The sequence below is a fragment of the Streptomyces sp. NPDC001843 genome (assembly GCF_042891955.1).
Taxonomy (GTDB): Bacteria; Actinomycetota; Actinomycetes; order Streptomycetales; family Streptomycetaceae; genus Streptomyces.
In genome coordinates this window covers 49,627-73,177 of sequence record NZ_JBIATQ010000008.1, presented here as the reverse complement: position 1 = coordinate 73,177, position 23,551 = coordinate 49,627, and the positions used below count along the sequence as shown (strand labels likewise).

At 70.4% G+C, this 23,551-nt stretch carries 20 protein-coding genes; 10 read left to right on the top strand and 10 right to left on the bottom strand.

Annotation, left to right across the window (positions count from 1 at the left end):
- The first annotated feature begins 81 nt into the window (after positions 1-81).
- Entirely contained in the window at positions 82-1,224 is a 1,143-nt protein-coding gene (locus ACFYZQ_RS20925) for a diguanylate cyclase domain-containing protein (protein ID WP_389149676.1), read from the top strand.
- A gap of 88 nt (positions 1,225-1,312) precedes the next feature.
- Entirely contained in the window at positions 1,313-2,851 is a 1,539-nt protein-coding gene (gene hutH / locus ACFYZQ_RS20920) for a histidine ammonia-lyase (protein ID WP_389150398.1), read from the top strand.
- A 58-nt stretch (positions 2,852-2,909) separates the two neighbouring features.
- Here the strand turns inward: hutH and ACFYZQ_RS20915 are convergent, their stop codons facing one another.
- The gene (locus ACFYZQ_RS20915) at positions 2,910-3,701 is read right to left on the bottom strand and encodes a hypothetical protein (RefSeq protein WP_389149673.1); all 792 of its coding nucleotides are present in this window, start codon (positions 3,699-3,701) and stop codon (positions 2,910-2,912) included.
- Positions 3,702-3,742: 41 nt separating this feature from the next.
- Complete coding sequence (locus ACFYZQ_RS20910) at positions 3,743-4,063, bottom strand: hypothetical protein (protein WP_389149670.1); 321 nt, start codon at positions 4,061-4,063, stop codon at positions 3,743-3,745.
- 109 nt (positions 4,064-4,172) lie between these two features.
- Between ACFYZQ_RS20910 and ACFYZQ_RS20905 the strand changes: the two genes are divergently transcribed.
- The 5 genes from ACFYZQ_RS20905 (at position 4,173) to ACFYZQ_RS20885 (ending at position 11,951) form a co-directional block, all read left to right on the top strand.
- Complete coding sequence (locus tag ACFYZQ_RS20905) at positions 4,173-4,514, top strand: hypothetical protein (protein WP_389149668.1); 342 nt, start codon at positions 4,173-4,175, stop codon at positions 4,512-4,514.
- Between the two features lie 234 nt (positions 4,515-4,748).
- Complete coding sequence (locus ACFYZQ_RS20900; protein WP_389149665.1) at positions 4,749-5,999, top strand: Ig-like domain-containing protein; 1,251 nt, start codon at positions 4,749-4,751, stop codon at positions 5,997-5,999.
- A gap of 168 nt (positions 6,000-6,167) precedes the next feature.
- Positions 6,168-7,673 (top strand): ABC transporter permease, encoded by a 1,506-nt coding sequence (locus tag ACFYZQ_RS20895; RefSeq protein ID WP_389149662.1) that lies wholly within the window; start codon positions 6,168-6,170, stop codon positions 7,671-7,673.
- 37 nt (positions 7,674-7,710) lie between these two features.
- Positions 7,711-8,394, top strand: a complete 684-nt coding sequence (locus ACFYZQ_RS20890; protein WP_389149659.1) for an ABC transporter ATP-binding protein — start codon at positions 7,711-7,713, stop codon at positions 8,392-8,394.
- Positions 8,395-8,711: 317 nt separating this feature from the next.
- The gene (locus ACFYZQ_RS20885; protein ID WP_389150392.1) at positions 8,712-11,951 is read left to right on the top strand and encodes a S8 family serine peptidase; all 3,240 of its coding nucleotides are present in this window, start codon (positions 8,712-8,714) and stop codon (positions 11,949-11,951) included.
- A 76-nt stretch (positions 11,952-12,027) separates the two neighbouring features.
- Here ACFYZQ_RS20885 and ACFYZQ_RS20880 read toward each other — a convergent pair whose 3' ends face one another.
- A complete protein-coding gene (locus ACFYZQ_RS20880; RefSeq protein ID WP_389149657.1) occupies positions 12,028-12,921 on the bottom strand; it encodes a helix-turn-helix transcriptional regulator in 894 nt (297 codons plus the stop codon).
- A 117-nt stretch (positions 12,922-13,038) separates the two neighbouring features.
- On the opposite strand from ACFYZQ_RS20880, the gene ACFYZQ_RS20875 reads away from it, so the two are divergent.
- Positions 13,039-14,079: an NAD(P)-dependent alcohol dehydrogenase gene (locus ACFYZQ_RS20875; RefSeq protein WP_389149655.1), complete on the top strand. Its 1,041-nt coding sequence runs from the start codon at positions 13,039-13,041 to the stop codon at positions 14,077-14,079.
- A gap of 79 nt (positions 14,080-14,158) precedes the next feature.
- Here the strand turns inward: ACFYZQ_RS20875 and ACFYZQ_RS20870 are convergent, their stop codons facing one another.
- Positions 14,159-14,893 (bottom strand): Type 1 glutamine amidotransferase-like domain-containing protein, encoded by a 735-nt coding sequence (locus ACFYZQ_RS20870; RefSeq protein WP_389149653.1) that lies wholly within the window; start codon positions 14,891-14,893, stop codon positions 14,159-14,161.
- Between the two features lie 220 nt (positions 14,894-15,113).
- Between ACFYZQ_RS20870 and ACFYZQ_RS20865 the strand changes: the two genes are divergently transcribed.
- The gene (locus ACFYZQ_RS20865) at positions 15,114-16,640 is read left to right on the top strand and encodes a lysyl oxidase family protein (RefSeq protein WP_389149651.1); all 1,527 of its coding nucleotides are present in this window, start codon (positions 15,114-15,116) and stop codon (positions 16,638-16,640) included.
- Between the two features lie 62 nt (positions 16,641-16,702).
- On the opposite strand, the gene ACFYZQ_RS20860 is transcribed toward ACFYZQ_RS20865, so the two are convergent.
- The 6 genes from ACFYZQ_RS20860 to ACFYZQ_RS20835 form a co-directional block, all read right to left on the bottom strand.
- Positions 16,703-17,980, bottom strand: coding sequence for an ATP-binding protein (locus tag ACFYZQ_RS20860; protein WP_389149649.1), 1,278 nt, complete (start codon positions 17,978-17,980; stop codon positions 16,703-16,705).
- 130 nt (positions 17,981-18,110) lie between these two features.
- Complete coding sequence (locus tag ACFYZQ_RS20855) at positions 18,111-18,701, bottom strand: DUF4291 domain-containing protein (protein WP_389149647.1); 591 nt, start codon at positions 18,699-18,701, stop codon at positions 18,111-18,113.
- 80 nt (positions 18,702-18,781) lie between these two features.
- Entirely contained in the window at positions 18,782-19,888 is a 1,107-nt protein-coding gene (locus tag ACFYZQ_RS20850; protein WP_389149644.1) for a serine hydrolase domain-containing protein, read from the bottom strand.
- A 203-nt stretch (positions 19,889-20,091) separates the two neighbouring features.
- Positions 20,092-20,232, bottom strand: coding sequence for a hypothetical protein (locus ACFYZQ_RS20845; protein ID WP_389150389.1), 141 nt, complete (start codon positions 20,230-20,232; stop codon positions 20,092-20,094).
- A gap of 108 nt (positions 20,233-20,340) precedes the next feature.
- Entirely contained in the window at positions 20,341-21,006 is a 666-nt protein-coding gene (msrA, locus tag ACFYZQ_RS20840) for a peptide-methionine (S)-S-oxide reductase MsrA (RefSeq protein ID WP_389149641.1), read from the bottom strand.
- Positions 21,007-21,139: 133 nt separating this feature from the next.
- Complete coding sequence (locus ACFYZQ_RS20835; RefSeq protein ID WP_389149638.1) at positions 21,140-22,258, bottom strand: hypothetical protein; 1,119 nt, start codon at positions 22,256-22,258, stop codon at positions 21,140-21,142.
- 130 nt (positions 22,259-22,388) lie between these two features.
- On the opposite strand from ACFYZQ_RS20835, the gene ACFYZQ_RS20830 reads away from it, so the two are divergent.
- Positions 22,389-23,543, top strand: a complete 1,155-nt coding sequence (locus ACFYZQ_RS20830) for a cystathionine gamma-synthase (protein WP_389149635.1) — start codon at positions 22,389-22,391, stop codon at positions 23,541-23,543.
- Positions 23,544-23,551: the final 8 nt, after the last annotated feature.

The following is a 23,551-nucleotide window of genomic DNA, read 5'->3' as shown; positions in this document are numbered from 1 at the left end:
GTAGTCGCACCGCAGACCCGTTTGGCACCGTATTGCCGTCTTTTTCCGGAGGTTCCGGTGAAACGTACCTAACCTGGGGTGATGGGTGAGGACAAGCGGCTCGCCGCCGTGGTCGCACTGGCGCAGGGCATGGCGGCGGCGCGCACGCCCCGTGAGTCCTGGCGGGCCGCCGCGCTCGGCGCGTGCCGGGCGCTGGACGGGAGCTTCGCCGCGCTGTCCGTGTGGGAGCGGGACCGGGGGCAGCTGCGGGTCCTGGTGAACGTGGGGGAGCGGGCCCCGGACGAGGAGGAGTTCCCGGCCCACGAGGCCTATCCGGTGCACCAGTTCCCGGAGATCACCGAGTTCCTGCACGAGCGGTGGGCGGGCGGTCAGGGACCCAACGCCTGGGTGGAGACCGCCGAGGGGCCCGCCGCCGGCCGTCCCGGCTACTTCCACCAGCGCGTCGCCGCCCTGCGCCGCCGTGGACGCGGCTGCTGCGTGGTCGCACCGGTCCTGCTGTACGGCAGGGCCTGGGGCGAGCTGTACGTCGCCCGCGCGGCCGACGTACCTGTCTTCGGCCGGGGCGACGCCGACTTCGCGACCGTGCTGGCGGCGGTCGTCGCCGCGGGGCTCGCGCAGACCGAACGGCTGCAGGAGGCCCGGCGGCTGGCGTACACCGACCCGCTGACCGGCCTGGCCAACCGCCGCGCCGTCGACGTACGCCTGGAGGAGGCCGTCGAGCGGCACCGGCGGGAGGGCGTCGTGGTCAGTCTGGCCGTGTGCGACCTGAACGGGCTCAAACGGGTCAACGACACCCAGGGCCACGCCGTGGGGGACCGGCTGCTGGAACGCTTCGGCTCCCTGCTCTCGCTGTGCGGGGCGACGCTGCCCGGGGCCCTCGCGGCCCGTCTGGGCGGGGACGAGTTCTGTCTGCTCGCGGTGGGGCCGCCGGCCGACGCCGTGGTCAAGGCGGCGGACGAACTCTGCCGCCGCGCCGCGGAGCTGGACCTGGGCGAGGGCGTGGCCTGCGGAGTCGCGTCCACCGCGGACCCCATCGGTGACGTGCGTTCCGCCCGCCGGCTGTTCCGGCTGGCCGACGCGGCGCAGTACCGTGCGAAGGCACTGGGTGCGGGCCGGCCGGTGGTCGCCGGACGGGCGGGCCCCGACGATCCGGTGGTCCGCCTCGCCGACGAGCCGTCGCCCGAGCGGGCCGAGCGCCGCCGGTTCCGCGGCCGCCGGCCGTGACCGCCGATGTGTCCGGCCGAGTAAGGGTCGCACCCGCACCCCACTAGTGACATCCCCGCATTCAATGCGTACGCTCCTGAATATGGATATGCACACTGTGGTGGTGGGGACGACGGGTGTCACCGCGTCCGACGTTCTCGCCGTGGCGCGCGGCGGCGCCCGCGTCGAGCTGTCGCGGGAAGCGGTGACGGCCCTCGCGGCGGCCCGGGGGATCGTGGACGCCCTGGCGGCCAAGCCGGAGCCGGTCTACGGCGTGAGCACCGGCTTCGGAGCCCTGGCGACCCGGCACATCAGCCAGGACCTGCGCACCCAGCTGCAGCGCAACATCGTCCGCTCGCACGCCGCCGGCATGGGACCGAGGGTGGAGCGGGAGGTCGTCCGGGCCCTGATGTTCCTGCGCCTCAAGACCGTCTGCTCGGGGCACACCGGTGTCCGGCCCGAGGTCGCCCAGACCATGGCCGACGTCCTCAACGCCGGAATCACCCCGGTCGTGCACGAGTACGGCTCGCTCGGCTGCTCCGGCGACCTCGCCCCGCTGTCCCACTGCGCCCTGACCCTGATGGGCGAGGGCGACGCCGAAGGTCCCGACGGGACGGTCCGCCCCGCCGGTGAGCTGCTCGCCGAGCACGGCATCGCGCCGGTCGAGCTGCGCGAGAAGGAAGGCCTCGCCCTCCTCAACGGCACCGACGGCATGCTCGGCATGCTGGTCATGGCCCTCGCCGACCTCGACCTGCTCTACAAGTCCGCCGACGTCACCGCAGCCCTCAGCCTGGAGGCGCTGCTCGGCACGGACAAGGTGCTCGCGCCCGAGCTGCACGCCATCCGCCCCCACCCCGGACAGGGCGCCTCCGCCGCCAACATGCTGGCCGTGCTCAAGGGCTCCCAGCTCACCGGCCACCACCAGGACGACGCACCCCGCGTCCAGGACGCCTACTCGGTGCGCTGCGCCCCCCAGGTCGCCGGCGCCGGACGCGACACCCTCGCGCACGCCCGGCTGGTCGCCGAGCGCGAGCTCGCCTCCGCGGTGGACAACCCGGTCGTCCTCCCCGACGGTCGCGTCGAGTCCAACGGCAACTTCCACGGCGCCCCGGTCGCCTACGTCCTGGACTTCCTCGCCATCGCCGCCGCCGACCTCGGCTCCATCGCCGAGCGCCGCACCGACCGGCTGCTCGACAAGAACCGCAGCCACGGCCTGCCGCCGTTCCTCGCGGACGACGCCGGCGTGGACTCCGGGCTGATGATCGCCCAGTACACACAGGCCGCGCTGGTGAGCGAGATGAAGCGGCTCGCCGTGCCGGCGTCCGCCGACTCCATCCCGTCCTCCGCCATGCAGGAGGACCACGTGTCGATGGGCTGGTCGGCGGCGCGCAAGCTGCGCACCGCGGTCGGCAACCTGGCCCGGATCATCGCCGTCGAGCTGTACGCCGCCACGCGTGCAGTAGAACTCCGCGAGGGGCTCGCCCCGGCACCTGCCTCGCAGGCGGTCATCGACGCCGTACGGGGCGCGGGCGTGCAGGGCCCGGGACCGGACCGGTTCCTGGCCCCCGACCTGGCCGCCGCCGAGACGTTCGTGCGCGACGGCGGGCTCGTGGCCGCCGTGGAGACGGTCACCGGACCGCTGCAGTAGGCCTGTGCCGGAAGAGGGGCCCTGTCCTCGGACAAGGGCCCCTCTCACATGCCGTGCGTCACTTCAGCTTGGCCGCCTGGGCCTTGATCACGGCAGCCGACACCGTGTAGGCCTTCTTGGTCATCGCGGCGCCGATGTTGATGGTGCTGTACGTCGCGACGGTGTTCCCGTGCCGCACGACCTCGCCGTGGAGCGGAACGGCCCCGTCCGGTGTGTCGTTGGTCGCGGTGAAGGCCAGCGACTCGTCACCCGTGGCCGAGGACTTCTCCTCGGCGACCTTGGTGAACTTCCCCTTCTCGCCGGCCTGGTCGCCCGAGAAGCCGCCCGCGCACGCCTTCACCGCGTCGGAGACCGACCGCAGGGCCTGCTCGGCGCCGTCCCCGTCGTACGAGGACAGGGTGACCACGGTGACGTCCGAGACCATGGAGTCCTTGAGCGCGTCCTCGAACTTGCCGTCGGCCAGGTCGTCCAGGGACGTGGCGTCGTCCGTGGGGTCCTTCTTGTCCTGCCTGGCCATGCGGCTGGTGTTCGTCTCGGGGTCGCCCGGCGCGACGCCGGTCAGGACGTCGAGCAGCGGGTCGCACTTGGCGTCGTCCGTCTTGACCGCGCTGTCGGCGGGGATGCCGCCCTGGACGGCCCCGACCTTGAAGCCGGGCACCTCTCCCTTGGCGATGATCAGCTTCTTCAACTCGGCGGCGCTCAGCGCCTTCGCGGCCGGCTTCTCGCTCTTGCCGTCCTCGCCGTTCCCGGAATCGCCGGAACCCCCGTCGGAACAGCCCGTGACAAGGGCGAACGACAGCACGCTCACTGAGGCAGCGGCGCAGAGTCGCACGCCCGATGATCTCTTCATGAGCGGACTATGAGAGACGAGTCAAAGAATCGTCAAGTCCTTTAAAAGCCGAGGCGTTCCCGGCGTACCGAATACACCACGAAACCGGCGCCCACGGCGAGGCAGAAAGTACCGCCGATGACATACGGCGTGGTGTCGGGGCTTCCGGTGTCGGCGAGCCGGGCGTCGTCCGCCGAGGCCGACGTGGTCTCCGCCTCCGTCTCCGCCGCGGACACCGCCTTCGCCTGCGTGACCTGCGTCGCCGGGGTCTCCGCTCTCACCGTGGTGTCCTGCGACGCGTTCGCGGACGGGACGAACCACAGGGCGCCCAGGAGGGTGCCCGCGGCGGTGGCGGTCAGCAGCGGGCGGCGAACGGATGACACGGAATATCGATCCCCTTGTGACGCTGGCGAATTGGCCGTGTGGGGCGATGTTAGTGAAAGGCGCGGGTCACAGGAAAGTCACGGGAGGTTTCCGCCGTACTCTCCGGGCATGAGCACTGAAGAGACATCACGTTTTGTACGGCTTCGGGTGGAATTGGTCCTCGAAGTGGAGGACGACGAAGAGGTCACCAGGGCCGCGCTGCGCCGGCTCGCGGCGGATCCGGAGCTGCCGGACGACGAACGGGCGCAGGCTGAGAGCACTGTGACGGAAGACACCGCGGAGGCCCTGGCCTACCTGGTCGATCCGTTCGACCTGGTCGGTGAGGTGCCGGGGGTGGAACTCCAGCAGGCCTCCTGGTCCACCGAGCGGATCGACTACGACCCCGATTCGCCCGACTGGGACCTCGACGAGGATGATGACGAGGAGGAAGACGAAGGCGACGAGGCCTGAAGCGGCGGCATCGGCTGGGCATCAGGGGGACGAGCGACCTCGGACGGCAACCGCCGACCGGGGTTTCGTCGTCTCAGGGGGCGCACGACCTACTCCCGCACCACCCGCCCCTCGCACGTGGTGTGGCCCACACCTGCCGGGAATGCGGAACGGGGCGCACCGGTCGTAGCGTTGAAGATTCGCAGCGGGGGACTCGGGGTCTTTGGGGATTCGGCGAACATGGAGAAGCGTGTGATGACGGACAGTAAGCGGCGCAAGGGCCTGATGGCCGCGTCCGCACTGCTCGGTGGTGTACTGGTGCTCTCGGCGTGTTCCGGTGGCGACGACAAGTCCTCCGGCAGCGGCGGCGGCGACAGCTCGCAGGCCCAGGCCGACGAGGCGGCGGCCAAGAAGTCCTCCGAGGCCCGGATCACGATCACGCCCAAGGACGGTTCGGACAACGCGTCCATCAACAAGTCCGCCGCCGTCCAGGTCGCCAAGGGCACGCTCACCGAGGTGACCATGACGACCGCCGACGGCAAGGCCGTCGCGGGCCGGCTGGCCGCCGACAAGAAGAGCTGGAAGCCCAGCGTCCAGCTCGAGCGCTCCACCACCTACAAGGTCGCCGCGGCCGCGAAGGACTCCGAGGGCCGCGTCGCCCACGAGAACGCCTCGTTCACCACGGTCTCCCCGGCCAACAGCTTCATAGCCAACTTCACGCCGGAGGACGGCTCCACGGTCGGCGTCGGCATGCCCGTGTCGATCAACTTCGACAAGGCGATCACCAACAAGGCCGCCGTCCAGAAGGGCATCACGGTCTCCTCCAGCAGCGGCCAGGAGGTCGCCTGCCACTGGTTCGGCGCCAACCGCATGGACTGCCGTCCGCAGGACTACTGGAAGGAGAACTCCACCGTCACGCTGAAGCTCGCGCTCGACGGTGTCGAGGGCGCCTCCGGTGTCACCGGCGTCCAGCAGAAGACGGTCACCTTCCACATCGGCCGCAACCAGGTCTCCTACGTCGACGCGAAGACCAAGCAGATGAAGGTCACGCAGGACGGCAAGACCGTCAAGACCATCCCGATCTCCGCCGGTTCGCCCGAGAACAAGACGTACCAGGGCGTCATGGTGATGCAGGAGAAGTTCAAGCAGACCCGTATGAACGGCGCGACCGTGGGCTTCACGGACGACGACGGCAAGGGCGAGTACGACATCAAGGACGTGCCGCACGCCATCCGTCTCACCAGCTCCGGCACCTTCCTGCACGGCAACTACTGGGGTGCGAAGTCCATCTTCGGCAGCGTCAACACCAGTCACGGCTGCGTGGGTCTGTCGGACACCAAGGGCGCGAACGACCCGAACACACCGGCCGCGTGGATGTACAACCACTCGATCCTCGGTGACGTGGTCGTCGTGAAGAACACCGGCGACAAGACCGTCGCCCCCGACAACGGCCTCAACGGCTGGAACATGGACTGGGCGCAGTGGAAGGCCGGCTCGGCCGTCTGACGCTCACCCGACCCACATCCTTCCGGTGCCGCCCCCAGGGGCGGCACCGGTGTTTCCGGGGTCTTTCCGGGCTCCTTCACGGGTCTTTCCGGGGCCGGCCACAGCCTTCTCATGCTCCTCTTATTTCGGCCTTATCGAGTCATCACGGTCCGTCCCTACCTTGCGGCCATGTTCTTCACCTACCTGAGGCGCGAACTGCGCCGCCGCAGAAAGGCGGCCCTCGTCGTCGCCTCCGGACTCGCATTGGGCATCGCGCTTGTCATCGTGGTCAACTCCGTGTCGAACGGCATGGGGAAGGCGCAGGACAAGGTCCTCCAGTCGCTGTACGGCCTGGGTACGGACATGACGGTGACCAAGGCGGCCACGCCCACCGCCGGCAGCTCGCAGCAGCCCCGCTTCCGGTTCGACGCCAGGGGCGACGACGACAACTCGACGCAGAGCAGCGACCGGGTCCGCGTGCAGGGCTTCACCACCCTGTCCGCCTCCACCGTCACCAAGGTCGCGGACCAGCAGGGCGTCTCCTCCGCCGTCGGCGGGCTGAGCCTGAACGTGGTGAAGATCAGCGGCCAGTTCACCCGCGGCCAGTTCCAGCAGAACCAGAACCAGAACTCCGGCGCCGGCCGGGAGGGCGGGCCCGGCCAGGGCGAAGGCCGGCCGCAGGGCGAGGTGCGGGGCGGCGGCGCGAACTTCGACGTCAACCAGTACACGGTCTTCGGAACCGACGTCACCAGGACCGCACTGGGCCCGCTGACCTCCTCGAAGATCACCAGCGGCCGCACCTTCAGGACGACCGAGACGAACGCCGAGGTCGCCGTGGCCGACTCGGCCTACGCGAAGACGAAGAAGTACAAGGTCGGCTCCACCGTCACCATCAAGGGCGTCAAGTTCAAGGTGATCGGCATCGCCACCGCCAGCAGCGGTGACTCGGCGGCCAACCTGTACATCCCGCTCGAGCAGGCGCAGACCCTCGCGGACGAGAAGAACAAGGTCACCACGATCTACGTCAAGGCGACCGACTCCCAGAAGATCGACTCCGTCAAGGGTGCCATCCAGAAGAACGTCTCCGGTACGACCGTCACCACCTCCGCGGACCTCGCCAAGACCGTCTCCGGTTCGCTGTCCACCGCCTCCAGCCTGGCCACCAACGTCGGCAAGTGGCTGTCCATCGCGGTGCTGGTGGCCGCGTTCCTGGTCGCCGGCCTGCTCACCTCCTCGGCGGTGTCCCGGCGGGTGCGCGAGTTCGGCACGCTCAAGGCGCTGGGCTGGAAGTCGGGCCGGGTGACCCGGCAGGTGATCGGGGAGGCCATGGTCAACGGCCTGGTCGGCGGTGCCCTCGGTATCGGGCTGGGCCTCGCGGGCGCGTACGTCGTCACCGCGATCAGCCCGTCGCTGCAGGCGCAGCTCGGCAGCACCGGCGGCGGCGCGGGCGGTCCGGGCGGCGGCCCCGGCGGGGGCTTCGGCGGCGGGGCCGGCTTCGGTGGCGGGGGCGGCTTCGGCGGCCCGGGACGGCGGGCCGCCAAGACCCTCGAGGTCGCACTCACCGCGCCGGTCAGCGTGACGACCATCGTCCTCGCCGTCGGTCTCGCGGTGGCCGGTGGCCTGATCGCGGGTGCGTTCGGTGGCTGGCGGGCGTCGCGGCAACGGCCCGCGGACGCGCTGCGGCGCGTCGAGTAGTCCAACCCCACTAGTTCCCACAGGAGTTGCACCCACCATGTACGAACTCAGAGGCGTCACCAAGCGCTACACCCGAGGCAAGGACATCGTCCACGCCCTCGACGGCGTCGACCTGGCCATCGGCGACGGCGACCGCCTGGTCATCCAGGGGCCCACCGGCGGCGGCAAGTCGACGCTGCTTCAGATGCTCGGTGGCCTGGACCGCCCCACCTCCGGCGAAGTCGTCCTCGACGGTACCGACCTGGCCAAGCTGTCCGAGGCCCGGCTGACGAGGGTCCGCAGCGAGAACATCGGCTTCGTCTTCCAGTCCTTCAACCTCATCCCCACCCTGACCGCCCAGGAGAACGTCGAGACGGCCCTCGTACCGCTCGGGGTGAAGGGGAAGGAGCGGCGCGAACGGGCCGCCGAGGCGCTGAAGTCGGTCGGCCTCGGTGAGCGGCTCGGGCACCTGCCGTCGGAGATGTCCGGCGGACAGCAGCAGCGCGTCGCCATCGCCCGGGCGCTGGTGAAGCAGCCGAAGGTGCTGCTCGCCGACGAGCCCACCGGCAACCTCGACGAGGGGATGCGTGACGAGATCATGGACGTTCTCGAACGCCTGTGGAAGGAACACGGGTTGACCTTCATCATGGTCACCCACGACTCCTCGATCGCGAAGAGGGCACCGCGACTGGCGACCATCCGCAAGGGGCAGATCACCGTGAAGGAGAACGCCGCCACCTGAAGGCGCATCTGAGGCCGCACTTATAACACCGTGCGCCGGTGGTGCACTTCCCGATTCTGTAACGGTGTTCCCCCTGGTGCGTAACAGTTCCCGGTAGCGCTTTCTCACCTGTCTCTCATCTATTGAGTCGTCAGATCACTCCCCGGCATACTGCGTGCTCCGGGGGGTTGACGTTCATGCGTACGAGACTGCCCCCGGCCGGGTGAACGGGGAATTCGCCCGGTACTCCGTCTCCAGGGGGAGTTTTGCGCAGACAAGTGAAAAGAGCGGCTGCGGCCACCGTGGCCACTGCGGCCGCCGTCGCCCTCGCCGCGGGTATGACCAGCCCGGCGTCGGCGAGGCCCGAGCAGCGGTCGACGACCGCGGCCACATCGCTCACGTCCAAGCACCGCATCACCCTGATCACCGGCGACCGGGTCGCCGTCGACGCCAAGGGCCGGGTCGTCGGCCTGGAGCGGGCCAAGGGACGCGAGCACATCCCGTTCCAGATCCGCAAGGCCGACGGACACACCCTCGTCATTCCCGCCGACGCAGCCCACCTGGTCGCCTCCGGCAAGCTGGACCAGCGACTGTTCGACGTCACCGAACTCAACAAGGCCGCCACCCGCAAGTCCCAGAAGAACGGCCTGAAGGTCATCGTCGGCTACAAGGGGGCCGCCACGGCCGCCAAGTCCGACGTCCGCGACGCGGGCACCCTCCGCCACAGCCTCAAGACGCTGAACGCGGACGCGGTGCAGACCCCGGCCAAGGAAACGCCCGAGCTGTGGGACGCGGTCACCAACGGTGACAAGACCGCCTCCGGCATCGCCCACGTCTGGCTCGACGGCGTCCGCAAGGCCAGCGACGACAAGTCCGCCCCGCAGATCGGCGCCCCGACCGCGTGGGCGGCCGGCTACACCGGCAAGGGCGTCAAGATCGCCGTCCTGGACACCGGTGTGGACACCACCCACCCGGACCTGAAGAGCCAGGTCATCGAGTCCAAGAACTTCTCGACGGCGGCCGACGCCAAGGACCACTTCGGCCACGGCACGCACGTCGCGTCCATCGCTGCGGGCACCGGAGCCAAGTCCAACGGCAAGTACAAGGGCATCGCACCCGACGCCAAGATCCTCAACGGCAAGGTCCTGGACGACAGCGGCTCCGGTGACGACTCCGGCATCCTCGCCGGCATGGAGTGGGCGGCCTCGCAGGGCGCGAGCGTCGTCAACCTCAGCCTGGGCGGCTACGACACGCCCGAGGTCGACCCGCTCGAGGCCGAGGTCAACAAGCTCTCCACCGAGAAGGGCATCCTGTTCGCGATCGCCGCGGGCAACTCCGGCCCCCAGTCGATCGGTTCGCCGGGCAGCGCGGACGACGCGCTCACCGTCGGCGCCGTCGACAAGAACGACAAGCTGGCGGAGTTCTCCTCCACCGGCCCGCGCACCGGTGACGGCGCCATCAAGCCGGACGTCACCGCGCCCGGCGTGGACATCACCGCCGCCGCGGCGCCGGGCAGCGTCATCGACACGGACCCCGAGGTCCCGCACCCGGCGCCCGGCTACCTGACCATCTCCGGTACGTCGATGGCCACCCCGCACGTCGCGGGCGCCGCCGCGATCCTCAAGCAGGAGCACCCGGACTGGGGCTTCGCCGAGCTGAAGGCCGCGCTGACCGGCTCCGCGAAGGGCGGCAAGTACACGCCGTTCCAGCAGGGTTCGGGCCGTATCGCGGTCGACAAGGCCATCAAGCAGACCGTGGTCGCCGAACCGGTGTCGGTGAGCTTCGGCACGCAGGCGTGGCCGCACACCGACGACACGCCGGTCACCAAGCAGGTCACGTACCGCAACCTCGGCACCAAGGACGTCACGCTCAACCTGGCCGCCACCGCCACCAACCCCAAGGGGCAGGCGGCTCCGGCGGGCTTCTTCAAGCTCGGCGCCACCAAGGTGACGGTCCCCGCGGGCGGCAAGGCCTCCGTCGACCTCACCGTCAACACCAAGCTGGGCGGCACCCTCGACGGCGCGTACTCCGCGTACGTGACGGCGACCGGCGGCGGCCAGACCGTGCGCACGGCCGCGGCCGTGCAGCGTGAGGTGGAGTCCTACACGGTCACCCTCAAGCACACCGGCCGTGACGGGAAGCCGACGGGCTTCTACGACACCGAGCTGTCCGGCTACACGGGCATCGCCAAGGACCAGTTCTTCACCGCGCAGCCCGACGCCTCCGGCACCACGACCCTGCGTCTGCCCAGGGGCACGTACCTGCTGGACTCCCAGATCAGCAAGGACTTCACCACGTTCGAGGGCGGCATCGACTGGCTGGTGCAGCCGAAGCTGAGCGTCACCAAGAACCTCACGGTGGACCTGGACGCCCGGACCACCAAGGCGGCCGACATCACGGTGCCGGACGCCCAGGCCAAGCCGAAGTCGGCGATGATCGACTACATGTACGACCCGGTGGGCGGTATCGGCATCGGCTTCGACAGCTTCGACAACATCCGCATGGCGCACCTCGGCCCGGAGGTCGCGAACGGTCTGACCCAGACCTGGAGCGGCCAGTGGACGAAGGACGCGAGCACCGAGTACGACGTGGCCACCAGCGCGAAGGTCAAGAAGATCCAGGGTGGCAAGGTCCGCCACTTCAAGACCGGTGAACTGGCCACGGTGAAGAACGCGGTCGGCGCCGCCGCCTCCGGCAAGACCGGCGGCATCTCCCCCTGGGCCGTCCTGGGCGACGACATAGTGTTCGGCAACCCGGTGGAGCAGAAGCTGCCCGGTACGCGCACGATGTACGTGTCGGCCGTCGACGGCGCCCGGTGGAGCTTCGACGTCGACCAGTACTCGGGTCACGACGCCGACGGCTTCCCGATCCCGGACGCCTTCTACTCGCTGGGCAACCCGCAGACCTTCAAGGCGGGCCAGACCTACAACAAGACCTTCAACACCGCGGTCTTCGGCCCGCACCTCAACTCCGAGTACGGCCTGTTCCGGCAGGACAACGAGATCTACGGCTCCCTGCCGCTGTTCGCGGACAGCAGCGGGCACGCCGGTTCCTCGGACTTCACCGCGGTGACCACCACCCTGTACCGCAACGGCACCAAGGTGGGCTCCAACAAGGACCCGCTGTTCGGCGAGACCTTCAAGGTTCCCGCCGGTGACGCCGAGTACAAGCTGACCACCTCGGTGACGCGGACCGTCAAGGTCGCGGCCGCCTCCACCCGGATCGACGCGAGCTGGACCTTCCACTCCAAGAAGCCGGCCGGCGGTTTCGCCCAGCTCCCCGCCTCCACCGCCCGCTTCAACGCCAAGACCGGCCTGGACAGCCGCGTCGAGGCGGGCAGGACGGTCACCTTCCCGGTCACCGTCGAGGGTGCGGCCGCGGGCCGCAACCTGAAGTCCCTCGCGGTGTGGGTGTCGTACGACTACGGCCAGACCTGGAAGCAGGTCACGGTCAACCACGGCAAGATCACCGTGAAGAACCCGGCGAAGGGGAAGGCCATCTCCTTCCACGCCAAGATCGCCGACAAGAAGGGCAACAAGTCGACGATCTCGATCTACAACGCGTACTACGGCAAGTAGTTCGTAGGCAGTAAGAGGGGCGTACCGGAGATCTCCGGTACGCCCCTCGCCGTGTGCGAGGCCGGGCGCCGCCCGATCAGCCGGCGGCCCCCGCCCGGGTCGCGTCCGCTCCCCAGCTGGCCAGCAGGCGCAGGGCCTCCGCCGACGGGGAGCCCGGTTCGGCGTGGTAGACGATCAGGGACTGGTCCGCGTCGTCCGTCATCCTGAAGGACTCGAAGTTCAGGGACAGCGCACCCACCAGCGGATGCCGCAGCCGTTTGACGCCGTGGCTCTTCTCCTTGACGTCGTGGGTCGCCCACAGGCGCCGGAAGTCCTCGCTCTTCACGGAGAGCTCACCGACCAGGGCGGACAGCCGGGGATCGTCCGGGTAGCAGCCGGCGTCCATCCGCAGGGCGCAGACGATGTCGATCGCCTTCTGCTCCCAGTCCTCGTACAGGTCCTGGTACTCGGGCCGCAGGAACACCAGCCGCGCCCAGTTCCGCTCCGCCGCCGGCAGCTCGGACCAGTCACCGAAGACCGCCGCCGCCATCCGGTTCCACGCGAGGATCTCCGAGCGCCGCCCGACGACGTACGCGGGCACCGCGTCCATGGTCTCCAGCAGCTGCCCGATCGACGCCCGCACCTGCTGCGGCCGCGCCGACGGCTTCTTCTTGTGCTGCTTGCCCTTGGCGAGACGGGTGAGGTGGGCCTGCTCGGCGTCCGTCAGCCTGAGGGCCCGGGCGATGGAGTCCAGCACCTCCGCCGACACGTTCTGCCCGTTGCCCTGCTCCAGCCGTGTGTAGTACGCCACGGACACCCCGGCCAGCTGCGCCAGCTCCTCACGGCGCAGGCCCGGCACCCGCCGGTGCCGCCCGAGGTCGGGCAGCCCCACGTCCTGCGGCTTCAGCCGGGCCCGCCGGGTGCGCAGGAACTCGCTCAGCTCGGCACGCCGGTCGAGGGAGGGGCCGGAAGGCTGGGGTTGTGCGTCCATAAGGCCAGTATTCATGGTCGTACGTCCGTGAGCCTGACCCCGCCAGTGGTAGGCACGGCAGTCGTACGAAGAGGCGTGATCTGGGTGGAGCCGGAGTCCTGGGGCAGGCTGGACGTCATGACCACTGTTGCTGCATACGCCACCCCCGCCGCGAAGGCCCCGCTGGAGCGGACCACCATCGAGCGGCGGGCGGTCCGCGAGAACGACGTACTGATCGACATCAAGTTCGCCGGCATCTGCCACTCCGACATCCACCAGGCCCGCGAGGGCTGGGGCAAGGCCATCTTCCCGATGGTGCCCGGCCACGAGATCGCGGGCGTCGTCTCCGAGGTCGGTCCGGGCGTGACCAAGTTCGCCGTCGGCGATCGCGTGGGCGTCGGCTGCCTGGTCGACTCCTGCCGCGAGTGCGACAACTGCAAGGCCGGCCTGGAGCAGTACTGCACCGGCGGCGCCGTCGGGACGTACAACGCGGTCGGCAAGGACGGCGAGCCCACCTACGGCGGCTACTCGGAGAAGATCGTCGTGGACGAGCGCTTCGTCGTCCGCATACCCGACGGCCTTTCGCTGGACGAGGCCGCGCCCCTGCTGTGCGCCGGCATCACCACGTACTCGCCGCTCCGGCACTGGAACGCCGGCCCCGGCAAGAAGGTCGCCGTCGTCGGCCTCGGTGGCCTCGGCCACATGGGCGTCAAGATCGCGCACGCGCTCGGCGCGGAGGTCACCGTCCTCTCGCAGTCCCTGCGCAAGAAGGACGACGGCCTCAAGCTGGGCGCCGACCACTACTACGCCACCAGCGACCCCGAGACGTTCGAGGAGCTCAAGGGCTCCTTCGACCTGATCCTCAACACGGTCTCGGCGCCGCTCGACTTCGCCGCCTACCTGTCCCTGCTGCGCACGGACGGCGCGATGGTCAACGTGGGCCTGCCCGAGGAGCCGGTCAACATCACCCTCCAGTCCGTCTTCGGCAACCGCCGCAGCCTCAGCAGCTCCGGCATCGGCGGCCTCCCGGAGACCCAGGAGATGCTGGACTTCTGCGCCGAGCACGGCCTGGGCGCCGAGATCGAGCTGATCAGCGCGGACCAGATCAACGAGGCGTACGAGCGGGTGCTGGCGAGCGACGTCCGCTACCGGTTCGTGATCGACACGTCGACGATCTGATCCGACAGCCTCGTCAACTGACCCGGGCCAGGCCGGCTCAGCCCTCGCGGCTGACCGGCCTCCCGGGTTCCCCGACCCGTCAGTCGACCGGTGTGACGGGAAAGGTCCCGCCGGCCGAGTAGGACTGCAGGAGTACGTCCCCGTCGCCCGTCGGCCGTACGACATGCGCGCGGCCGAGCCCCGAAACCCGGGCGTGTCCGTCGCCGGCCACCTCCACCAGCGTGTTCTCGTCGAGCGCGACACCGTACGGCATGTCGCCACGCCCGACGGCGGCGATCAGCCGCGGCAACGTCCCCCACTGTGCGGCGTGCACGTCCACCCCGAAGGGCACGAGCCCGAGCCCGGCCCGCACGTCGACCTCCGCCAGGTCCTCCGCGCTGTCCTGCGGGCACACCGGCACTCCGTCCAGCAGCCACCCGCCCACCACGGCGCGGCGCGCGGCGACCGCGGCCCCCGCGGAGAACCCGGCGTACGGAAGACCCCGCTCGGACAGCAGCCGGCGAAGGCCGTCGAGGCACCCCGCGAACGCCTCCTGGTACGCGGGTGTCAGCCCACCGCACACCAGCACCCCGTCGACGTCCGCAAGGAGCCCCGGCTCGAACCGCCCGCCGACCGGCACCAGCAGCGGTACCGGTGTGCAGTCCCCGGCCTTCGCCAACGCCCCTTCGTACCGGGCGAACTGCTCCTTGCCGTCCCCCTCGTCGACGATCACGCACCCGATGCGCGGCGCGGCCCCTGCCGCCCGCAGAAACGGCCCGTAGACCTCGGCGGGGGCGTCCCACCCGCCGCCTGTCAGAAACGTGCGACTGCTCACCGTGGTTCCTCCTCCGTGCCGGGCCGTGCCGGGCCCGGCCGCGAATCCACGAGAGCGGGCAGCGGTCGCAAACCGGCAACTGGCCGACATTCAGGGCGACTTCCGGATGCCGGGCAACCTGGAGCCGCTTTTGGCACTTTTCACAGGTGGCGCAAAGAACCTCCATAGGCGCTTGCAAGACGCGCACTGCACGTCCCGATCAACGCACAGCGAGGAACTCATGACCACACACCACCGTAGAGCCTTACGCCGCTCGACGATCATCGCCGCCGCCGCCCTCACCGCCGCCACCGCCGGGACCCTCGCCGCACCCGGCGCGGGAGCGGCCGCCCAGGCGGGCGCTCCGAAGCTCAAAGTAGTCGCCGTCTCCGACAAGGTGACCCTCGAGCGCTATGAGGAAGAGGGAGGTGTCTACCTCGACCTCGGCACCTATGTGACGGTCGACGGGGGGCCGTTGGACCTGCGGGTGACGCGCAAGTCCTACAACGACCCGATCGTCGCGTCGCAGGTCATCCACTCCGGCAGCCGCACGGTGACCAAGTCCCTGCCGAGCGGGCTGGTGAAGGACTTCTCCGGCCTGCCGGACTTCCTGAAGATCAGCATCACCAACCAGTCGGGCGCCAAGGTGCTCGACACCACGCAGTCCTTCTGTCCCAACAACCGGACGGGCCGCGTCCGGCCGGACGCCCCGGCCGACTCGAAATACCCCGACACTTGCGCCTACAACCCGTTCGCGCTCGGCGGCGTGTGGGGCGTGGACAAGGGCTGGGCGGCGGTCACCACCTCGGGCTACGACGGCAAGTCGGTGGATCTACCGGTCGGCGAGTACACCGCCAAACTTTCGGTGGCGAAGAAGTACCGCGACCTGTTCGGCATGCCCGACACGACCCGGACGATCAAGGTGACGGTTCGCAAGGGCTCCGAGGGCGGCGAGGGCGAGGGGCACGGCATCACCCGCGGCGACCACGCCCACAAGGGCTCGCTGAAGACCCTGAAGCCGGCGTCCAAGCGCCCGGTCGGCAAGGGCGCCGTCCCCGTCAACACACCCAAGCCGGACCTGCGCGCCCTCCCCGCATGGGGCATCACCGTCACCGACGGCGAGGAAGGCGGGGAAGGCGCCGCCCCGGGCAAGGAGTACCTCGCCTTCGGCGCCACGGTCTGGAACGGCGGGCCCTCGCCCCTGGTGGTGGACGGGTTCCGCACCCCGGGCAAGGACAAGATGGACGCCTACCAGTATTTCTACGACGCCAACGGCAAGCAGGTCGGCTACAACAAGACCGGCACGATGGAGTGGGACCCCCGGGAGGGCCACCAGCACTGGCACTTCAGTGACTTCGCCAGCTACCGGCTGCTCGGCGCGGACAAGAAGGAGATCGTCCGCAGCGGCAAGGAGGCCTTCTGCCTGGCCAACACCGACGCCATCGACCACACCGTGAAGAACGCCAACTGGCACCCGTACAACACGGACCTGGAAAGCGCCTGCGGTGAGTACAACTCGCTCTCCGTCCGCGAGGCCCTGGAGGTCGGCAACGGCGACACCTACGAGCAGTTCCGGCCCGGCCAGTCCTTCGACATCTCGAACCTGGCGAACGGCACGTACTACATCCAGGTCATCGCCAACCCGGACAACCGGCTCGCGGAGCAGAGCAAGGCCAACAACGTCACGTACCGCAAGGTCGTCCTCGGCGGAACGCCGGGGCACCGCACGGTGACCGTGCCGAAGTACGGCCGCGTCGACGCTCCCTGACCACCCCGCGCGGACGGGGGCCCCGCCCCCGTCCGCGCACCCCGCCCGTGACCGCGCGGGGATCAGAGCCGGCTGTACTTCTCGATGTCCTCGGTGAACTCCTCGATCGCCCGAGTGGTGAGCGTCGGCCGGGTGTCGGCGATGGCCGCCATGAAGTCCTCGGTGGTGGCCGACCGGCCCCGCCGGTGCGCGACCTCCTGCTCGAACGCCGCCTGCGCGCCCTTGCGGGCCGCGAACTCGATGTCGGCCGGGGTGAACAGCTCGCTGGCCTCGACCAGCCGGGCGAGGTCAACGGAGCCGGCGGCGGCCGTGAGATAGCGGGTCCAGATCGCGCGGCGGGCGGTGGGGTCCGGCGGCCCGATGGGGATGACGTAGTCGAACCGGCCCGGCCGCAGGAACGCCGCGTCGAGAGAACGGACCGAGTTCGTGGCGCACGCCAGCAGCCGCGCGTCCTGCTCGCGGAAGACGGGGATGAGCTTGAGCAGCTCGTTGGTCACACCGTGCCCGGGATCGACCGCCTTCCCGGACCGCACGCCGGCGATCTCCTCGACCTCGTCGATGAAGAGCAGCACCGAGTCCAGCTCCGCCAGCTCCGCGAAGACCTCCCGCAGCGCCGCGGCCAGCCCCTCGCTCGTGTCGGCCGCCAGCCGGGAGGGGAAGAGCTCCACGAACGGCCAGCCGAGCCGTGAGGCCACCGCCTTGGCGAAACTGGTCTTCCCGGTGCCGGGCGGACCGAACAGCATGACCGCCTTGGGCGGAAGGACGCCGTAGCGGTCGGCCAGCGCCGGTTCCGTCAACGGCAGCACGACACGGCGCTCGACGACCTGCTTCTCCCGCTCCATGCCGGCCATCGCGTCCCAGAGCCCGTCGGGCAGCATGCGGCCGCCGAGCGCCGCGAGAACCCCGGCCTCGGCCGCACCTGGCGGCTCGAACTTCTCGTAGTAGGTCAGATCCTCGCGGAACCGGTAGCCCGAGTTCTCCAGCGCCTTCGTCCCGGCCGCGCCCGCGGGCAGTAGCGCGCTGATGTGCCGCACTCCGAGCGCCCGCAGTCGTCGCTCCAGCTCGGCGAGGAGAGCGCTGCCGATCCCGCGCCGGCGCCAGCGGGAGGCGAGCGCGACCTGCAGGATCCACCCCCGCTTGCCGTGCGCCTCGGCCACGGCCATGCCGACCAGTTCCTCACCGACCGCCGCGACCACCGCGGGCTGCCCGGCCTTCGCCGCGGCCATCACCTCGGACACCGGGAACACGGGGTCCTCGTCGGCATGGCGGCTCTGGTCCCAGATCTGGATCGCCTGGTCGAGATCGTCGTCGTGATAGTCACGCAGACGCCATGCGGGCATCGTCACCACCTCGCCCGTCCCGGGAGCCTCATTGTCTCCCGCCGACCCGCTGAGGCACGAGCGCACACGGGAGCCGGGGCCTGGTCCCCGTGCCGGCCACGGCCTGTCGCCACGGCCCGGTCACCTCACGTCACCGCAGGTGGGCCATCAGTGCGTCCTCGGCGGGGTACGGCCGTTCCTCGGGCAGCAGCCGGCTCGCCGCCTCCAGGTCGCCGTCACCCACTCGGGCCCGGATCTCGGTGGCGAGCGGGGTCACGTCCCTGATGGAGACCGTCCACTCGTCCGCGTACCGCCGTACGGCCTCACCGGAGAGCCCCAGTTGCAACGACCGGTAGGGCAGGGGCTGAAGCCGCAGATCCCGCTCGGGGTCCCACTGCACCCGGGCCGGTGCACGCTTCAACTCCCGTTGCCAGGCACTCCGGTCCGGATGCAGCCCCCGTACGTAACTCGACAGGCACGCGTTGCGCAGCGCCCACTCGAAGCCGTCCCGAGCGATCTCGACGGCCAGCACGGTCTCCTGCCCCGGCTTCGTGCCCCAGCCGCAGCGGTACATCATCCACAGGAACGACGGCTTGATCCACGTCATGCGGTCCCGCTTCCACACGGCGGGAAAACGGCCACGGCGAACCGCGGGCACGCCGATCTCCGGCGAGTACGCCTGGTAGACGGTGATCGTGGAGGCCGTGTGGAGCGCGCGGATCCTGTGTTGTGGTTCTTCCATGGCGTACAGAGTGCGGCCGACGCGTTCGGCCGGGCCAACGGTTTTCGAATGGGCAGGCCCGGCCGGTCCGCCGTCCTGGCTCAGCCGCGCAGGCCCCCCAGCCCGTCGTAGGCGGCCATCACCAGTTCCAGTCCCCGGTTGTCCTCCGCCGGTTCGCGCATCTGGTCGGTCACGTACGCCACCGCCATACGGTTCTCCGGATCGATCATGACCAGCGAGCCGCCCCAACCGCCCCAGCCGAAGGTGTCGCCGAAAAGCCCGTAACCCAGCCCGTAACGGACCGACATGCCCAGGACGCGGTCCTCGCCGCTGAACTGCTCCTCCCGCGCACGGTCAGCACCCGCCCGCGACAGCAGTCGCACCCCGCGCACTGTTCCTCCACAGGCCATCACCGACTGCACGAGGGCGACCGAGCGGGCGTTGCCGAAGCCGCTCGCGGCGGGGATCTGCGCGCGACGCCAGGCCACACTGTTGCCGTCACGGACCCGTATGACGGTGGCGGCGGAGGGGGACGCGCCGCTGCCGGGTGCGCTCGCCGCGTAGTCCTCGTCCCGGGACGACGGCGGGACGCTGAGCGCCACCCGGTGGTCGTGCTCGGCGGGCAGTCCGACGTGGAAGTCGGCACCCAGCGGTCCGGCCACCTCCTCCGCGAAGAACTCGCCCAGGTTTCGGCCGGTTACCCGGCGCACGACCTCACCCACGAGAAACCCCTGGGTGAGCGAGTGGTACCCGGCGGCGCTGCCCGGTTCCCACTGGGGAGCCTGCGCCGCCAGACGTGCCGTGGCGGAGGGCCAGTCGTAGAGCTCCTCGACGGGTCCGTTCCAGTCGGGCAGGCCGGCGGTGTGCGCGAGCAGGTGCCGCACCAGCACGTTCTCCTTGCCCGCCGTGGCGAACTCGGGCCAGTACCGGCCGACCGGTGCGGCCGGATCGAGCTCGCCGCGGTCGGCCAGGATCAGTGCGCACAGTGCCGTCATCGTCTTGGTGACGGAGAAGACGTTGGTGATCGTGTCCCGCTGCCACGGGATCGTGCGGTCCGCGTCCGCGTACCCGCCCCAGACGTCCACCACCGGCTCGCCGTCCACGAAGACCGCGACCGAGCCGCCCGCGTCTCCGTCGTCCAGCAGTAGGGCCAGTGCACTCGGCACCGCGGTGAACAGATCATCGTATGAGCCCTGAATGTCGGCCATACGCCGTATTAGCGCCTGTCCGGCCCGTCATGGGCAACCGGATTTCCCAGTTTCACGGCGACGCACTGGCGAGGAGGTCTGCGTAGGCACTCAGGATGCTGCGAGTCTCTCGCGGCGCCGTCCGCAGCTCGCCGGCGTGCAGCCAGGCCTCCTCGTGGTCGCGGCGTGAGCGGTCGGCGGGGCGGCGCGCCTCCCACTGCAGCTCAGTGCTTCCCCAGCTCGCGGGCGTCGGCCCGGGCGGCCTTGGTCGCGACGGTGGCATTGACCGTGAACTCGACGCGTCCCGCCGAGTTGTGTGCGGACTTCTGGAAGCCGAGCAGGGCCCAGGAAGCCGGGTGGGGCAGTTCGAAGATCTGTCCCGATCCCTTGAAGCCGAGCGCGCGCAGACGGGGGGGGCGATCCGCGTGCGGATCATGGAGGCGAACAGCTCCTGTGCCGTGGGCACCGGGCCGTCAGCCGTTGGCGGGCGCGACCCCGATCGGGCAGGACACGCCGGTCCCGCCCAGCCCGCAGTACCCCGCAGGGTTCTTGTCGAGGTACTGCTGGTGGTATGCCTCGGCCGCGTAGAAGGGGCGGCCCTCCGACGGGAGGATCTCCGTGGTGATCGTGCCGTGGCCGGAGGAGGTCAGGACCTTCTGGTAGGCGGCCCGGGAGGCCTCGGCGGCGGCGGCCTGTTCGGGGGTGTGGGTGTAGATGGCGGAGCGGTACTGGGTGCCGACGTCGTTGCCCTGGCGGAAGCCCTGGGTGGGGTCGTGGGACTCCCAGAAGGTCTTCAGGAGACGGTCGTACGAGACCAGCTTCGGGTCGTAGACCACGCGGACGGCCTCCGTGTGGCCGGTCAGCCCCGAGCAGACCTCCTCGTACGTGGGGTTCTCGGTGTAGCCGCCCTGGTAGCCGACCAGGGTCGTCCACACCCCCGCCGGAAGCTGCCAGAACTTGCGCTCGGCGCCCCAGAAGCAGCCCAGGCCGAAGTCGGCGACCTCCAGGCCGTCGGGGTAGGGGCCCTGGAGCGGGTTGCCCAGAACGGTGTGCCGGGCGGGGACCTCGAACGCGGGCGCGGGCCGGCCCTTGAGCGCCTGCTCGGGCGTGGGCAGCTGGGGCGTGCGGCCGAAGAGCATGGGGTCTCCCTGTCGGTCTGGGGGCTGGAACCACCGGCTCGCGATGGCACCCCTTACAACGTGCGGGGGGCCCGTCGCATTCCGGTCAGGCCGATGCCCCCGCGAGCACGCGTACCGCGACCGGTCCGGGAGGTCAGCTGAGCAGCGTCGCCGGGCTGCCGCCGTTCGCCTCGTAGCCCGCCACCGCCAGGGCGCGGTGCAGGGCGAACTCGGCGGCCGGGTCGGCGGACAGGATCCAGGGGAGGGCGCCGACATGGCCGTCGACGTGTATCAGCTGGTTCATGGCCTCCGACCAGCGCTCGGCGCGCACCAGGAAGAAGAACAGCAGATGGCGGACGTGGGCCTGGACCGGGTCGTCGGGGCGGGCCGCGTGCACCGCGTGGAGCGCGCCGTGGATCGCCCTGGTGACGACCTCGCTCTGGTAGAAGCTGCTCACGAGGTTCACCTCGGGCAGGTGCTCGAACACCGCGAACAGCGGCATCGCGGCCAGCAGGGAGCCCTGCGGGGCGCGGGCCGCCGCGGCCTCCGCGAAGGAGTACGCCAGCTCCCGGGAGCCGTGCCACTTCTCGCACCAGTAGTGCAGGGCCGCCAGATGGGCGCCCATGTGGGCGGGGGCGCGGTCGAGGATCCTCAGCCAGAGCTTCTCGAACTCCGGTTGGGACCAGCCGAGTCCGCGCGCCACCGACAGCTCGACGATGTGCGGGACCGGGTCGCCGGGCGCCAGCAGGGCCGCCTGGGCGCAGGCCTCACTGGCTTCCTCCATGATGATCCGGAAGTCGTCCGTGCCCGGCGTCGACGTACGCCACGCCTGCTGGACCAGGAACTCCGCGTGCACCGCCGCGCCGCCCGCGTCCTTGGGCTGCTCGGCCCGCCACACCCGCAGCCACTGTCCGCCGGGCGTCTCGTGCACCCCACCGGGCCGCTGCCGCAGCTCCAGCGCCGCCGCGCCCGCGAAGGCCTGTACGCGCTGCCAGCGCAGCTCGCCCTCGGACTCGGTGCCGGCCAGCAGCTGGGCCGCCGCGCGGTAGTCCTGGGTGCGCTGCACCAGGTCCAGGACGTCCAGCAGGTCCTGGTCGGGGCCGGGCATCCGGACGTCCAGGTCCTCCTGACGCACGAAGCCGTAGTCCGCCGGGTCGGCGGCGTCCGGGTGGTCCGGGGTCACCTGCTCGATCATCCCGCGCCTGCGCCGCAGCGTCGGCAGCAGCACGAAGCTCAGCATGAGCAGCGCCATCAGGACCCAGAGAATCGCCATGCGACAAGCGAACCAGACGCCGCCGACAATTGGCCAACCGGTTGGGGACGCCTGTGGAAAACCCTCCCGCTCCGCCGCCCGGACCCGGGCGTCCGTCATCAGCCCCGCGGGCGCATTACGCTCGGTCCCCATGAGCGACAGGCACATCAGTCAGCACTTCGAGACCCTCGCGATCCATGCGGGCAACACCGCCGATCCCCTCACCGGCGCCGTCGTCCCGCCGATCTACCAGGTCTCCACCTACAAGCAGGACGGCGTCGGCGGCCTGCGCGGCGGTTACGAGTACAGCCGCAGCGCCAACCCGACCAGGACCGCCCTGGAGGAGAACCTGGCCGCCCTGGAGGGCGGTCGCCGGGGCCTGGCGTTCGCGTCCGGGCTGGCGGCCGAGGACACCCTGCTGCGTACGCTGCTCAGCCCCGGCGACCACGTCGTCATCCCCAACGACGCGTACGGCGGTACGTTCCGCCTGTTCGCCAAGGTGGTGGCCCGGTGGGGGATCGAGTGGTCCGTCGCCGACACCAGCGACCCGTCCGCGGTACGGGCGGCCATCACCCCTGAGACCAAGGCCGTCTGGGTGGAGACCCCCTCCAACCCGCTGCTCGGTGTCACCGACATCGCCGCGGTCGCTCAGGTCGCCCACGACGCGGGCGCGAAGCTCGTCGTGGACAACACCTTCGCCACGCCGTACCTGCAGCAGCCGCTGTCGCTCGGCGCCGACGTCGTCGTGCACTCCCTCACCAAGTACATGGGCGGCCACTCGGACGTGGTCGGCGGCGCGCTGATCGTGGCGGACCAGGAGCTGGGCGAGGAGCTGGCGTACCACCAGAACGCGATGGGCGCGGTCGCCGGGCCGTTCGACTCCTGGCTGGTGCTGCGCGGCACGAAGACGCTGTCGGTGCGCATGGACCGGCACAGCGAGAACGCCACGAAGATCGCCGACATGCTCACCCGGCACGCGCGCGTGACGAGCGTCCTGTACCCGGGCCTGCCCGAACACCCCGGTCACGAGGTCGCCGCCAAGCAGATGAGGGCGTTCGGCGGCATGGTCTCCTTCCGGGTCGCGGGCGGCGAGGAGGCGGCCGTCGAGGTGTGCAACCGGGCGAAGGTGTTCACCCTCGGCGAGTCCCTGGGCGGCGTCGAGTCGCTGATCGAGCACCCCGGTCGCATGACTCACGCGTCCGCGGCGGGCTCGGCCCTGGAGGTGCCCGCCGACCTGGTTCGCCTCTCCGTGGGCATCGAGAACGTCGAGGACCTCCTGGAGGACCTCAGGCAGGCGCTGGGCTAGAACCCTTC

Excerpts from the sequence above, each read along its gene's own strand:
- ACFYZQ_RS20905 (WP_389149668.1), top strand. The coding sequence starts at position 4,173 with ATGAGCACTGAAGAGACATCACGTTTTGTACGGCTTCGGGTGGAATTG.
- ACFYZQ_RS20890 (WP_389149659.1), top strand. The coding sequence starts at position 7,711 with ATGTACGAACTCAGAGGCGTCACCAAGCGCTACACCCGAGGCAAGGAC.
- ACFYZQ_RS20915 (WP_389149673.1), bottom strand. The coding sequence starts at position 3,701 with ATGAAGAGATCATCGGGCGTGCGACTCTGCGCCGCTGCCTCAGTGAGC.
- ACFYZQ_RS20880 (WP_389149657.1), bottom strand. The coding sequence starts at position 12,921 with ATGGACGCACAACCCCAGCCTTCCGGCCCCTCCCTCGACCGGCGTGCC.
- ACFYZQ_RS20830 (WP_389149635.1), top strand. The coding sequence starts at position 22,389 with ATGAGCGACAGGCACATCAGTCAGCACTTCGAGACCCTCGCGATCCAT.
- ACFYZQ_RS20895 (WP_389149662.1), top strand. The coding sequence starts at position 6,168 with ATGTTCTTCACCTACCTGAGGCGCGAACTGCGCCGCCGCAGAAAGGCG.
- ACFYZQ_RS20835 (WP_389149638.1), bottom strand. The coding sequence starts at position 22,258 with ATGGCGATTCTCTGGGTCCTGATGGCGCTGCTCATGCTGAGCTTCGTG.
- ACFYZQ_RS20875 (WP_389149655.1), top strand. The coding sequence starts at position 13,039 with ATGACCACTGTTGCTGCATACGCCACCCCCGCCGCGAAGGCCCCGCTG.
- ACFYZQ_RS20900 (WP_389149665.1), top strand. The coding sequence starts at position 4,749 with ATGACGGACAGTAAGCGGCGCAAGGGCCTGATGGCCGCGTCCGCACTG.
- ACFYZQ_RS20860 (WP_389149649.1), bottom strand. The coding sequence starts at position 17,980 with ATGCCCGCATGGCGTCTGCGTGACTATCACGACGACGATCTCGACCAG.
- ACFYZQ_RS20865 (WP_389149651.1), top strand. The coding sequence starts at position 15,114 with ATGACCACACACCACCGTAGAGCCTTACGCCGCTCGACGATCATCGCC.
- ACFYZQ_RS20925 (WP_389149676.1), top strand. The coding sequence starts at position 82 with ATGGGTGAGGACAAGCGGCTCGCCGCCGTGGTCGCACTGGCGCAGGGC.
- ACFYZQ_RS20885 (WP_389150392.1), top strand. The coding sequence starts at position 8,712 with ATGACCAGCCCGGCGTCGGCGAGGCCCGAGCAGCGGTCGACGACCGCG.
- hutH (WP_389150398.1), top strand. The coding sequence starts at position 1,313 with ATGCACACTGTGGTGGTGGGGACGACGGGTGTCACCGCGTCCGACGTT.
- msrA (WP_389149641.1), bottom strand. The coding sequence starts at position 21,006 with ATGCTCTTCGGCCGCACGCCCCAGCTGCCCACGCCCGAGCAGGCGCTC.
- ACFYZQ_RS20855 (WP_389149647.1), bottom strand. The coding sequence starts at position 18,701 with ATGGAAGAACCACAACACAGGATCCGCGCGCTCCACACGGCCTCCACG.
- ACFYZQ_RS20850 (WP_389149644.1), bottom strand. The coding sequence starts at position 19,888 with ATGGCCGACATTCAGGGCTCATACGATGATCTGTTCACCGCGGTGCCG.